Origin of the sequence: Pseudomonas sp. CG7, assembly GCF_023701885.1 — a bacterium.
GTDB classification, from domain to species: domain Bacteria; phylum Pseudomonadota; class Gammaproteobacteria; order Pseudomonadales; family Pseudomonadaceae; genus Aquipseudomonas; species Aquipseudomonas zanjanensis.
The window spans coordinates 47,993-61,086 of the sequence record NZ_JABAEE010000005.1 but is presented as its reverse complement, the minus strand read 5'-3'; the positions used below and the strand labels follow the sequence as shown (position 1 = coordinate 61,086).

The following is a 13,094-nucleotide window of genomic DNA, read 5'->3' as shown; positions in this document are numbered from 1 at the left end:
TGTGACATGAGTAGCGATCTTGATACCTTCATCGCAGCCTACAGCGACAGCTTTGGCTACGCGTATGACAACAACATCATTCTCAATTGGTATCCCCAGCGCATCATGGCGCTATGCACCCAGGCGCAAAGCCTGCTGGAACTCGGTGTGGGCCATGGTTTCAGCACCCACCGCTTCTCGCAATTCTTCAGTGAACACACGGTCATCGATGGTTCCGCCTCGGTGATCGCCCAGTTCAAGGCCCAGTACCCGGACAATACGGCCGAGATCGTCGAAAGTTATTTCGAGACATTCGACACCGACAAGCGTTTCGATCTCATCGTGATGGGGTTTGTCCTGGAGCATGTCGAGGACCCCCAGGTCGTGCTGCAAAGGTTCAAGCGCTTTCTTGCGCCGGGTGGGCGTTGCTTCGTGCTGGTGCCTAATGGCGAGTCCCTGCATCGACGGTTCGGTCATGCCGCTGGACTGCTTGACGACATGATGGCGCTGGGCCGTGGCGAGCTGGAGTTGGGCCATGTGCGCAGCTACTCGCTCCAGACCCTGACCGCTGAGCTGGAGGCCGCCGGGCTCCAGGTGGTGCGCAAGGAAGGCGTGTTCCTCAAGCCCTTCACCACTGGCCAATTGAAGGAGCTGAACTTGGGGGCGGACATTGTCCAGGCCATGTGCGCCGTGGGTATCGATTATCCAGAGCTCAGTTGTGCGCTGATGCTTGAAGCGACAGTTCCCCAGTCATGAAAAGCCTGGTCATTGGCAGTACTTCGGTCATCGGCAAGGCCGTCGCCCAGGCGTTGTCGCGCTACGGCCAGGTCAAGATGGCGGGCCGCCGAGAGGCCGATATCGGCTTTGACTTGAGCAACCCGGTGCCCGACGCTTGCGACGAGCGTTTCGACATCGTCGTGCTGGCCGCTGCCGATTTCGGCGGACGCCAGCCGGATGACCTGATTCGCGCCGAACGGGTCAACAGTGTCGGTACACTGGCGGCCTGCCGCCTGGCCGAACACTGCGGGGCGCGTCATTTCATTCTCCTGTCGTCGCGTTCGGCCTGCGACCGGCCGACGGATCCCTACTTCGGCATCTACTCGCTGTCCAAGCGTCATGCCGAAGAAGTGGCGAGCCTGTACTGCCAGGAGCGCGGCATGGCGTTGAGCATCCTGCGCATCAGTCAGGTCTACGATGACGGCGAGCAGTGCAGGCTGCACCAACCGTTGTTGTACGCCATCGCCGACAAGGCGCAGGCGGGGCAGACTGTCGAGCTCTATGGCAGCAACGACCCCCGGCGCAACTAGCTGCACTTGAGTGATCTTGCCGAGGTCTGCGCGCGGCTGGCGGAACAGGGCATCACTGGTTTGTACAACTGCGGCCATCCCGAATCTCCTCGTCTATCCGAAATTGCCCAGGCCGCCTTCGAGGCGTTTGGCAAACCGTCGGACGTCCGCTTCCTGCCGGAAAAAAACGATATTCCCGATCTGCCTTCCTTTGACTGCGGGCATGACTTGTACGAGCAAATAGGTTTCACCCCGCGAATAGATATTCGCCGGGGTTTCGAGCTGATGCGAGCGCACCGGGAGAACCTGTCATGAAGACCGTCATGGTGACGGGTGTTGGCGCCATCATGGGTTACGGCCTGCTCAAGTCGCTACGTGCGGCGGACCCTGCTGTTCGCCTGGTCGGCACCGATATCTACGACGATGCCGTCGGTCGCGGTTGGTGCGATGGATTCGGGCAGGCCCCTTTGACTGCTGACCCGGGGTACGCTCAGTGGCTGGGAGATACGCTGGCCAGGCATGAGGTCGACCTGCTGATTCCCGGCATCGAACAGGATGTTCATTGGCTGTCGGACAATCGAGCGTTGCTGGCGACATTCGATTGCCAGGTCGCGCTCAACAACCCGCATTTGATCGAACTTTCCAGGGACAAATGGGCAATGGACCAGGCGCTTGTGGCGCTGGGGGATGCCAGTCGTATTCCCAGCTTGCTGGCGGGGGATTTTCACGCGCTCAAGGCGTCCTTGGGCTTGCCGTTCCTGCTCAAGCCGCGTCGAAGCTACGCCTCCAAAGGGCTGGGCTGGGTTCGCGAGGAGCGCGACTTTACGCCTCACGCGGCCTTGCTCGGTGAATACCTCATGGCGCAACCCATCATTGGCAGCGCGGCCGATGAATTCACCGTGGCGGCGTTCGGCGATGGCCACGGCGATACGGGTCCGATCATCGCCTTCCAGCGCAAGCTGGCGTCGGACGGGTCCACCGCCAAGGCCTGGGTGTATCAGGATGATTCGCTGGATAAAACAGTCGCCAGGTTGTGTCGCGCCTTCAAACCGGAGGGCCCGACCAACTTGCAATTCCGTCGTGGCAGCGATGGCTCCTGGAGTCTGCTGGAGATCAACCCGCGAATATCTTCGACCAGTTCGATACGGCGCGCATTCGGCTACAACGAGGCGGCCATGTGCCTGGATTTTTACCTCGATGGCAAAACACCGGCCCAGCCAACCATTCGCAGTGGTTTCGCTGTTCGTTATATAGAGGATTTCATTGTCTATGATCGGAATCATTTCTGACGTACATGGCAACTACAGCGCCCTGCGGACAGTGCTTGCCAAGTTGGATGAGCTGGGAGTGTCGCGGATTGTCTGCCTGGGTGATACGGCCGGTTATTACAGTCAAGTCAATGAGTGCTGCGAAGCCCTGCGCGAGCGAAACATTTTCTCCGTGATGGGCAATCATGATTGGTACCTTGCCAGGGATGAGCGCTGCCCTCGCTCCAATAGCGCCAATGCTTGCCTGGACTATCAGCGGGGCATCATCACCTCCCAGAACCTGGCCTGGTTGGAATCGCTTCCTGAACGCTCGATCGAGCATGGATTGAGCATCGTTCATGGCGGTTGGAACGATCCGCTGGACGAATACGTGCGCCCTTCACAAGCGTATTTCGCGCCGTTGCCTGGCCGGTATTTCGCCTCAGGCCATACCCACGTCCAGTACTTGTGGAGCGGGGAAGGCAAGGTCTATTGCAATCCCGGTTCAGTCGGCCAGCCACGTGATGGTGATCCCCGGGCAGGTTTCGCGACCTGGGACGGCGAAACGTTCGACCTGCATCGGATGGAATACGATATTACTGAAACCCAGCAGGCCATGAAGCGCGCCGGATTCACCCCGTACTTCTATGAAAATCTTGATATCGGCAGTCAGATAGGTGGGCGGATCAGTACGGTTTGAGGGTTGTGCCGTGCGCCACTATTTACTATGCCCACCCAGGGAAGTTTGCAATGAGCAACGAAACGATATTCTTCAACCGCCCGTACATGACCGGCAAAGAGCTGGACTACATTGCCCAGGCCAAATTCGGCAACATGCTCGCCGGTGATGGCCCATTCACCAAGCGTTGTCACCGTTGGTTGGAGTCGCACACGGGGTGCAACACGGCATTGCTCACCCACTCATGTACGGCTGCGCTGGAAATGGCGGCGTTGCTGCTGGACATCCAGCCTGGCGACGAAGTCATCTTGCCTTCCTATACCTTCGTCTCCACGGCCAATGCCTTTGTGTTACGTGGCGCGGTGCCGGTCTTCGTCGATATTCGTCCTGATACCCTGAACCTCGACGAGCGCCTGATCGAGGCGGCGATAACGTCACGGACCAAGGCTATCGTGCCTGTCCATTACGCCGGTGTGGCCTGCGAGATGGACACTATCCTGGCTATTGCGCATAAGCATGGGCTGGCGGTGGTTGAAGACGCCGCGCAAGGTGTGATGTCAACCTACAAGGGTCAAGCCTTGGGCAGTATCGGAAACCTTGGTGCATTCAGCTTTCACGAAACCAAGAACGTGATCTCGGGAGAGGGTGGGGCGTTGCTGGTCAATGATCCCGCAATGGCATTGCAAGCCGAGATCATCCGCGAAAAAGGTACCGATCGCAGTCGATTCTTCAGGGGCGAGGTAGATAAATACACCTGGCAAGAGGTGGGTTCCTCGTTCCTGCCTGGAGAGATGACGGCTGCCTTCCTCTGGGCCCAGTTGGAAGAGGCGCAAGCCATCACCAATCGCCGCCTGGCGATCTGGGACCGCTACCATGCCGCCTTAGCGGGGCTCGAGCAGCAAGGGTTGCTGCGTCGTCCGATCGTTCCTGAACATTGCCAGCATAATGCTCATATGTATTACGTACTCCTCGCCCCTGGCGTGGAGCGCCAGTTGGTCCTCGAGACGCTCAAGAGCCACGCGATCTATGCGGTGTTCCATTACGTGCCGCTGCATTCATCGCCCGGTGGGGCGCGTTATGGGCGGGTGCATGGCTCGATGGAAATTACCGATGGTTATTCCGAGCGGCTGTTGCGTTTGCCAATGTGGCTCGGCTTAACCACCGATCAGCAAGATCGCGTGGTGGATGTTCTCGGCAGTGCTTTGGCAGCCCTTGCCACTTAGCGGCATGACACCGCCGGTTTTTCGACTTCGGCACATCTGAGCGGTGCTCCCTGAATCCCCCAGGCCCTTTGTTTTCCAGGCCTGGGCCCGCCAGAAAAAAGTTGGTCTGCAAATTGCTTAAGGCTGTGCAACACAGCAGTGGGCGGCAAGCGTCCGGCATGCAGAGGAACGGCAGTGGACAAGTACCTTTATGTGGCAATGACCGGCGCCAGCCAGAACGCACTGGCGCAGCGGGCCCATGCCAACAACCTGGCGAACATCTCCACCAATGGTTTTCAGAAAGACCTGGAGCAGGCGCGCTCGATGCCGGTGTTCGGCGACAGCTTTCCGGCGCGGGCGTTTGCCCTCTCCGAGCGTCCTGCCACCGATTTCACCCCGGGTGCGCTGATCGAGACTGGTCGCGATCTGGATGTGGCGGTCAGCGGGCCGGGCTGGATGGCCGTGCAGAACCCCGATGGCGGTGAAAGCTACGTGCGCACCGGCAGCCTCAATGTCGACGCCCTGGGCGTGCTGCGGGCCGGCAATGGCATGCCGGTGATGGGCAATGGCGGTCCGATCGCCGTGCCACCCGAGCAGAAAATCGAAATCGGCCAGGACGGCACCATCAGCATCCGTGCCATGGGCGAAGGCCCGCGGGTGATGGCGGAAGTGGACCGCATCAAGCTGGTCAACCCGGACCTCAGGACCATGACCAAGGGCCTGGACGGTTCGATCCGGACCAAGGACGGCCAGCCGGCGCCCATCGACGGCAACGTGCAATTGGTTTCCGGGTTCCAAGAGGCGAGCAACGTCAATGCCGTGGATGAAATGACGTCGGTGCTGGCCCTGGCCAAGCAGTTCGAGCTCCACGTCAAGATGATGAACACCGCCAAAGAAGGCGATGAAGCCATGGCTCGGGTCTTGCAGATCTAACTATTAATTACAGCGTCGCGCCGAAAAACAGGCGTACGAGGAGAATCGAATGCTTCCGGCTCTTTGGGTTGCCAAAACAGGTCTGTCCGCCCAGGACACCAACCTTTCTACCATTTCCAACAACTTGGCGAACGTCTCGACCACGGGTTTCAAACGTGATCGCGCCGAGTTCCAGGACTTGCTCTACCAGGTAAAACGCCAGCCAGGCGCCCAATCGACCCAGGACAGCGAATTGCCGTCGGGCCTGCAAGTGGGTACCGGTGTGCGCATTGTCGGCACCCAGAAAAACTTCAACGCCGGCAGCCTGCAAACCACCGAGCAGCCGCTGGACAGGGCCATCGACGGTCGCGGTTTCTTCCAGATCCTGCAGCCGGACGGCACCACGTCCTACACCCGTGACGGTACCTTCCACCTCGACTCCAACGGCCAGATCGTCAACGCCAGCGGTTTCGCCCTGGAACCGGCCATCGTCATCCCGAACGATGCCCAGACTTTCACCGTGGGCCGTGACGGCACCGTGTCCGTCACCGTGGCAGGCAACCCGGCCGCCCAGGTCATCGGCAACCTGCAGACCGCCGACTTCATCAACCCGGCCGGCCTGCAAGCGGTGGGCAACACCCTGTTCCTGGACACCGCTGCCAGCGGCGCCCCGCAAGTCGGCCCCCCGGGCGTGAACGGCTTCGGTACCACGCTGCAGAACACCCTGGAAACCTCCAACGTGAGCACGGTCGAGGAGATGGTCAACATGATCACCACCCAGCGTGCCTACGAGATGAACTCCAAGGTGATCTCCACCGCCGACCAGATGCTCTCGTTCGTTACGCAGAATCTGTAACCGCGTCGTCCGTCATTACGTAGACAGGGCGGCCCCAGGGTCGCCTGCAACACCAAGAGGTAGGGTCATGAAACGCTTCGTATCTGTTCTGGCACTGAGTGGGATTACCGCACTCGCGGGCTGTGTTGCGCCAACGCCACGGCCCAATGACCCGTACTACGCTCCGGTGTTGCCGCGCACGCCGTTGCCGGCTGCCGCCAACAATGGCTCGATCTACCAGGCCGGCTTCGAGCAGAACCTGTATAGCGACCGCAAGGCCTTCCGGGTCGGTGACATCATCACCATCACCCTGAACGAGCGGACCCAGGCCAGCAAGAACGCCAACGCGCAGATCGACAAGACCAGCCAGACCAGCGTCGGCCTCACCTCGCTGTTCGGCTCCAGCCTGACCACCAACAACCCGATCGGTGGCGGCGACCTGAGTCTCAACGCCGGCTACGGTTCCGACCGTGCCACCAAGGGCGACAGCCAGTCCGGCCAGAGCAACAGCCTGACCGGCTCGATCACCGTGACCGTCGCCGATGTGTTGCCCAACGGCATCATCGCCGTGCGCGGCGAGAAGTGGCTGACCCTCAACACGGGTGATGAGCTGGTGCGCATCGCCGGCATGGTTCGCGCCGATGATATTTCCACCGACAACACTGTCCCATCGACCCGCGTGGCCGATGCGCGCATCACCTATTCAGGCACTGGTGCCTTTGCCGATGCGAGTCAGCCAGGTTGGCTCGACCGTTTCTTCCTCAGCCCGAAGTTCCCTTTCTAGGTGGCCCAGTTGAATCTTAAACAGCTGTTGATCGGTGCCCTGGTGATGTCGGCAGCCTTCACCGCTCAAGCCGAGCGTCTGAAGGACATCGCCAGCATTTCCGGCGTGCGTTCCAACCAGTTGATCGGCTACGGCCTGGTCGTGGGCCTGAACGGCACCGGTGACCAGACCACCCAGACCCCGTTCACCCTGCAGACGTTCAACAACATGCTGTCGCAGTTCGGCATCAAGGTGCCGGCCGGCTCCGGCAACGTGCAGTTGAAGAACGTCGCGGCGGTGTCGATCAGTGCCGATCTGCCGGCGTTCGCCAAGCCCGGCCAGCAGGTGGACATCACCGTTTCGTCGATCGGTAACTCCAAGAGCCTGCGTGGCGGCACCTTGTTGCTGACGCCGCTCAAGGGGATCGACGGTAACGTCTACGCCATCGCCCAGGGCAACCTGGTGGTGGGCGGTTTCGATGCCGAGGGTCGCGACGGTTCGAAGATCACCGTCAACGTTCCGTCGGCCGGTCGCATCCCGGGTGGTGCGTCGGTGGAGCGTGCGGTGCCGAGCGGTTTCAACCAGGGCAACAGCCTGACACTGAACCTCAACCGTTCCGATTTCACCACGGCCAAGCGCATCGTCGACAAGATCAACGACATGCTCGGCCCAGGCGTGGCCCAGGCCATCGACGGCGGTTCGATCCGCGTCACCGCGCCACTGGATCCGAGCCAGCGCGGCGACTACCTGTCGATCCTGGAAAACCTCGAAGTCGATCCGGGCCAGGCGGTGGCGAAAGTCATCATCAACTCGCGCACCGGCACCATCGTGATCGGCCAGAACGTCAAGGTTTCCCCGGCCGCCGTGACCCACGGCAGCTTGACCGTGACCATCACCGAAGACCCGATCGTCAGCCAACCGGGGCCATTGTCCAACGGCCAGACCGCCGTGGTCCCGCGTTCGCGGGTCAATGCCGAACAGGCAGCCAAGCCGATGTTCAAGTTCGGCCCGGGCACGACCCTGGATGAAATCGTTCGGGCGGTGAACCAGGTCGGCGCGGCGCCGGGCGACTTGATGGCCATTCTTGAAGCCTTGAAGCAGGCCGGCGCGTTGCAAGCCGACCTGATCGTGATTTAAGGAAAGCGGTCATGGTGGATATGCGCAAAGGCGCCTTGATCAGCGGGGATTCGGGGTCCTACTCGGACCTGAATCGCCTGAACCAGCTCAAGGTCGGCGACAAGAACAGCGAAGGCAACCTGCGCAAAGTGGCGCAGGAATTCGAGTCGCTGTTCCTCGGCGAAATGCTCAAGTCCATGCGTTCGGCCACCGAGGCCCTGGGCAAGGACAATCCGATGAACACGCCGGAAGCCAAGCAATACCAGGAAATGTACGACCAGCAGTTGGCCGTTTCCATGTCCCGCGAAGGCGGTGGTATCGGCCTGGCCGATGTGCTGTTGCGCCAGATGTCGAAGAACAAGCCGTTGGTGTCCGGCGAGGCGGCGACATTGTCGGCTGCCAAGCAGCAAGAAGCGCAGGACAATGTCACCAAGGCACCAGTGCCGACGCCAGTGGCGGCCGGGACCCTGCCTACCGATGGGCCGTTGTCGCGTACCAGTGGCCAGCGTCCGTTGTGGGCTTCGCGGGCCGTAAATGCACCGCAAGGGGCCGAGGGCGTCCACCGTAACGACATGGAACTGCTCAACCAGCGGCGCCTGGCCCTGCCACCGAAACTGGCTGACCGCCTGCTCGCCGGGCTGGTACCTTCGGCAGCGGCCAATGCCGATGCCCCTGCGCAGAACCTGCTGCCGGATCGCGCCATCGCCGCGGTCAAGCCGGCCACCGGCGAACTGGCCAATGGCGACTGGCTGGCCGCGCTCAAGGCGTCCGAGCCCAAAGGCGACATGCAGGTCTATGGTCGCGCCGTGGCCCAGCCACCGCTGGCGCCAGCGCGCAAGGCCTTCCGCGATGCCGATGAATTCGTCAATGCCATGCTGCCGATGGCCAAGGAAGCCGCCGACCGCATCGGTGTCGCCCCACGTTACCTGGTGGCCCAGGCCGCCTTGGAAACCGGTTGGGGCAAATCGGTCATGCGCCAGCCCGATGGCAGCAGCAGCCACAACCTGTTCGGCATCAAGGCCAGCGCCAATTGGAAGGGCGATTCGGCGCGGGCGATCACCAGCGAATTCCGCAATGGCGAGATGGTCAAGGAGACGGCCGAGTTCCGTTCCTACGCCTCGTACCGCGACAGTTTCCATGACTTGGTCAATCTGCTGCAAAGCAACAGCCGCTATCAAGAAGTGCTGAAGTCGGCCGATAAACCGGAACAGTTTGTACGCGAGTTGCAGAAGGCCGGTTACGCCACCGACCCGAACTACGCCAGCAAGATTTCGAACATAGCCCGGCAGATGACGAGTTACCAGAACTACGCATCGGCTGGTGCCACCACGACTTTATAAGGTCTGAACCATGAGTTTGCTCAATATCGGGATGTCGGGTCTGTCCGCAAGCCAGACCGCACTGGTGACCACGGGTAACAACATCGCCAACGTCGATACCGCCGGGTATTCGCGTCAGCAGACCGTGCAGACCACCAAGGCGTCGAACCAGTACGGCAACGTGTTCATCGGTTCCGGCACGACCCTGGCCGATGTGCGCCGGGTGTATAACTCGTATCTTGAAGCGCAACTGAAGACCACCACCTCGCTCAACAGCGATGCGGCGGCCTACCAAGGGCAGATCACGCCGCTTGACTCGCTGCTGTCGGACAGCGGCACCGGCCTCAACGGCGCGCTGACCAAGTTTTTCGCCTCGGTGCAGAACGTCAACGCCAAGCCGGGCGACGATGCGTCCCGCCAGTTGCTGCTCAGCGATGCCCAGGCCTTGAGCAACCGTTTCAACTCGGTTGCCAGCCAGCTGACCGCGCAGAACGACAACATCAACGGCAACCTGTCGAACATGGTCGACCAGATCAACAGCCTGGCCACCACCGTCGCCCAGCTGAACAAGAAAATCGCCGAAGTCTCCAATTCTGGTGGCGCGCCGAACGATTTGCTCGACGCACGCAGCGAAACCATTCGCCAACTGTCGACCTTCACCGGCACCCAGATCGTCGAGAACGGCAGCAGCCTGGACATCTACCTCGGTTCCGGCCAGCCGCTGGTGATGGGCAACATCACCAATAAACTCGAAGCGGTGCCGGACAAGAACGATCCGGGGCGCATTGGCATCCAGCTCAACAGCGGCTCCAGCGTCATGGACCTCACCCAGGTGATGACCGGTGGCGAGATCGGTGGCCTGATGCGCTACCGCAGCACCGTGCTCGACCCGGCCATGAACGAGCTGGGCCGCGTGGCACTGGTTGTCGCCGATCAGATGAACAGCATCCAGGCCTCGGGCATCGACAAGAACGGTGCGTTTGGTTCCAACCTGTTCAGCAGCATCAACAGCGCCGCGCAGATGAGCCAGCGCAGCGTCGCCTCGCTGGGCAACAGCGCAGGCTCCGGCAACTTCAACGTGTCCATCGAAGACACCGGCAAGCTGACCACCAACGACTACAAGATCACCTTCACCAGCGGCACCAACTACACCGTACAGCGCCTGCCTGATAACACCTCCCTGGGCGCATTCAGCACGACGACCACGCCAGCGCCGGTCGTCGATGGCTTCTCGCTGACCTTCGCCAATGGCACCGCGGCCGCCGGCGATTCGTTCAAGATCACCCCGACCCGCAACGCGGCGGACAGCATCAAGACCGAGATGACCGACTCCAAGCGGCTGGCGATTGCTGCCCCGCTGGGCGCCGCCATCGCGCCGGGCGGCAGCGGCACGCTGACCATCCCGGCCAGCGGCCAGCCGACCATGACCACCAAGCTGGACATCTACGACGAAGCCACCACCAGCATCATCCAGAACGGCATCAAGAATTCGATGCCGGTCAAAGTGGTGTTCGGCGCGACCTCGACTGATGGCACCAGCCAGGCCTACCGGCTGCTCGATGCCCAGGGCGGCTTGATCAGCAGCGGCACGATCAAGCCCGGCCAGAGCAACACGCTGAACTTGAGTGTTCCGCTCAAGGATGCCACCGGTGCCCCGATCATGGATTCGTCCGTACCGCCGATGCAGCGCACCGTCACGTTCGACATGTCCATCGCCGGGGCGCCGTCCGAAGGTTCAGGTATCAACATCAGCCTCAGCCAGCCCGGCAGCCTGGACAACCGTAACGGTACGATCCTGGCCGGCTTGCAGACCGCCAAGACCGTCGACACCGACTCCGCCAGCAAAGGCATTTCCCTGAACGATGCCTATGGCAAATTGGTGGAAGGGGTCGGCGCCAAGGCCGCCCAGGGCAAGCTGGACAGCGCCGCCACTGGCGCAATCCTGGACAACGCCAAGAACGCCCGCGACTCGTTGTCGGGCGTGGACCTGGATGAAGAAACCGGCAACCTGGTCAAGTTCCAGCAGTACTACACCGCGTCTTCGCAGATCATCAAGGCTGCGCAACAAATCTTCAGCACATTGATCAACAGTCTTTAAGGAGCCGTAGCCCATGCGCATTTCCACCTCTCAGTTTTACGAAAGCACGGCTGCGAACTACCAGAAGAACTTCGCCAAGGTGGTCAAGACCAGCGAGGAAGCCAGCAGCCTGGTGCGCGTGAACACCGCCGCGGATGATCCGGTGGGTGCTTCGCGTCTGCTGCAATTGGGCAACCAGGCTTCGATGCTTTCCCAGTACGAAGCCAACGTCACCACCATCAAGGCCACCCTGGGCACCACCGAAGCGGTCATGACCAGCATCGGCAACGTGCTGCAGCGCGCCAAGGAATTGGCCGTGAGTGCCGGCAACGCCGCCTACACCGACGCAGACCGTCAGGCGGTCGCTTCGGAGTTGGGCTCGATCGAAGATCAATTGCTGAGCCTGATGAACACCAAGGATGAAAACGGCAAGTACATCTTTGCCGGCTCCAAGGGCGATGTCGTACCGTTCACCCGCAACGATGACGGCACCTACAGCTACAACGGCGACCAAGTCACCCTGGACCTGCCGATTGGCGACACCATGTCGATGGCCACCAACAGCACTGGCTGGGAAGTGTTCCAGCAAGCGGTCAACACCAGCCGCACCCAAGTCACCATGACCGCGCCGGCGGTGGATGATGGTCGCGTGGTGCTGACCAACGGCCAGGTCTCGTCCAGCGTCAGCTACAATAGCCAGTTCCGTGGTGGCGAGCCTTACACGGTGGAATTCGTCAGCGGGACCCAGTTGAAAATCACCGACTCGGGCGGCAACGATGTGACTGCCGAAGCCAGCAAGGGCGGGACTATTGATCCCAACAGCCAAGCCGGCCAGACCGTGAGCTTTCGCGGCGTCGACTTGACCTTGAACGTCAACCTTCATGCGGGTGATGTTGCCGGCACGATCTTGCCCGGCCATACCTTCACCCTGGCCGCCAAACCTGATTCGTTCACACCGGCTCGCAGCCCGGGCAACGCCACGGCGACCCAAATCACGGGCAGCGCAATTACCGATCCGGCGACCTACCATGCCAGCTTCCCGACGAGCTCGGCGGTGCTGAAGTTTACCAGTGCCACGGACTTCGACCTGTACGCCGCGCCACTGACCGCGGACAGCAAACCGGTGTCCAGCGGCACCCTGGCGGGCAGCGTCGCCACCGCATCCGGCGTGAGTTTCACGCTCAATGGTGCCCCGGCCGCCAATGATCAGTTCAGCATCGCGGTCAATACCCACGAGACGCAGAACGTCCTGGACACCGTGAACCAATTGCGCACTGCATTGAACACTCCTGCCAATGGCGACAACATCGCCATCCAGAACCTGAATGCGGCACTGGCTTCGGCGATCGGTAACCTGGCCAGTGGTACCGACCACTTGACCAGTGCATTGAGTTCGGTCGGTGGTCGCGGCCAGTCGCTCGATACCCAAAGCGATACCAATCAGAGCTTTGTCCTGGCCAACTCGCAGACCCAGTCGGCGATTCGTGATTCCGACCCGGCCGAGGTGATGACGCGCCTGACCTTGCAGCAGACTATGCTTCAAGCGTCGCAGTTGGCGTTCAGCAAGATCGCTCAATTGGGCTTGTTCAACAAAGTGTGATCCAGGGCCGGGACCGTGACGCTATAAGCGGTCCCTGACCCGTTCCTAGTACGATTCAGGACGTCCTGCTCTCGCCCGA

The 13,094-nt window shown here is 61.1% G+C and carries 13 protein-coding genes; all 13 read left to right on the top strand.

Annotated features, from left to right (window positions below):
• The first annotated feature begins 6 nt into the window (after positions 1 to 6).
• The 13 genes from HGO40_RS03995 to HGO40_RS03935 all read left to right on the top strand — a co-directional run bounded on the left by HGO40_RS03995 (position 7) and on the right by HGO40_RS03935 (position 13,015).
• Positions 7 to 735 (top strand): class I SAM-dependent methyltransferase, encoded by a 729-nt coding sequence (locus HGO40_RS03995; RefSeq protein ID WP_250961965.1) that lies wholly within the window; start codon positions 7 to 9, stop codon positions 733 to 735.
• The gene (locus HGO40_RS03990; RefSeq protein ID WP_250961964.1) at positions 732 to 1,286 is read left to right on the top strand and encodes an NAD-dependent epimerase/dehydratase family protein; all 555 of its coding nucleotides are present in this window, start codon (positions 732 to 734) and stop codon (positions 1,284 to 1,286) included. The genes HGO40_RS03995 and HGO40_RS03990 overlap by 4 nt, the downstream gene beginning before the upstream one ends.
• 6 nt (positions 1,287 to 1,292) lie before the next feature.
• On the top strand, positions 1,293 to 1,580 hold the full coding sequence (locus tag HGO40_RS03985; RefSeq protein ID WP_250961963.1) for an NAD-dependent epimerase/dehydratase family protein: 288 nt from the start codon (positions 1,293 to 1,295) through the stop codon (positions 1,578 to 1,580).
• Positions 1,577 to 2,554: an ATP-grasp domain-containing protein gene (locus HGO40_RS03980; protein WP_250961962.1), complete on the top strand. Its 978-nt coding sequence runs from the start codon at positions 1,577 to 1,579 to the stop codon at positions 2,552 to 2,554. Before HGO40_RS03985 ends, HGO40_RS03980 begins: the two co-directional genes overlap by 4 nt.
• Positions 2,535 to 3,212 carry a metallophosphoesterase family protein gene (locus HGO40_RS03975; protein WP_250961961.1) on the top strand — a complete coding sequence of 226 codons (678 nt, stop codon included), beginning with the start codon at positions 2,535 to 2,537 and terminating at the stop codon, positions 3,210 to 3,212. Before HGO40_RS03980 ends, HGO40_RS03975 begins: the two co-directional genes overlap by 20 nt.
• A gap of 50 nt (positions 3,213 to 3,262) precedes the next feature.
• Positions 3,263 to 4,414 (top strand): dTDP-4-amino-4,6-dideoxygalactose transaminase, encoded by a 1,152-nt coding sequence (gene rffA, locus HGO40_RS03970; RefSeq protein ID WP_250961960.1) that lies wholly within the window; start codon positions 3,263 to 3,265, stop codon positions 4,412 to 4,414.
• A 174-nt stretch (positions 4,415 to 4,588) separates the two neighbouring features.
• Positions 4,589 to 5,326, top strand: a complete 738-nt coding sequence (locus HGO40_RS03965; protein ID WP_186704642.1) for a flagellar basal body rod protein FlgF — start codon at positions 4,589 to 4,591, stop codon at positions 5,324 to 5,326.
• 49 nt (positions 5,327 to 5,375) lie between these two features.
• Entirely contained in the window at positions 5,376 to 6,161 is a 786-nt protein-coding gene (gene flgG, locus HGO40_RS03960; protein ID WP_250961959.1) for a flagellar basal-body rod protein FlgG, read from the top strand.
• A 67-nt stretch (positions 6,162 to 6,228) separates the two neighbouring features.
• Positions 6,229 to 6,924: a flagellar basal body L-ring protein FlgH gene (gene flgH / locus HGO40_RS03955; RefSeq protein ID WP_250961958.1), complete on the top strand. Its 696-nt coding sequence runs from the start codon at positions 6,229 to 6,231 to the stop codon at positions 6,922 to 6,924.
• 45 nt (positions 6,925 to 6,969) lie between these two features.
• Positions 6,970 to 8,040 carry a flagellar basal body P-ring protein FlgI gene (locus HGO40_RS03950; RefSeq protein ID WP_250962009.1) on the top strand — a complete coding sequence of 357 codons (1,071 nt, stop codon included), beginning with the start codon at positions 6,970 to 6,972 and terminating at the stop codon, positions 8,038 to 8,040.
• Between the two features lie 11 nt (positions 8,041 to 8,051).
• Positions 8,052 to 9,359 carry a flagellar assembly peptidoglycan hydrolase FlgJ gene (gene flgJ / locus HGO40_RS03945; protein ID WP_284738987.1) on the top strand — a complete coding sequence of 436 codons (1,308 nt, stop codon included), beginning with the start codon at positions 8,052 to 8,054 and terminating at the stop codon, positions 9,357 to 9,359.
• Between the two features lie 10 nt (positions 9,360 to 9,369).
• Entirely contained in the window at positions 9,370 to 11,436 is a 2,067-nt protein-coding gene (flgK, locus tag HGO40_RS03940; RefSeq protein ID WP_250961957.1) for a flagellar hook-associated protein FlgK, read from the top strand.
• A gap of 13 nt (positions 11,437 to 11,449) precedes the next feature.
• Entirely contained in the window at positions 11,450 to 13,015 is a 1,566-nt protein-coding gene (locus HGO40_RS03935; protein ID WP_250961956.1) for a flagellar hook-associated protein 3, read from the top strand.
• Positions 13,016 to 13,094: the final 79 nt, after the last annotated feature.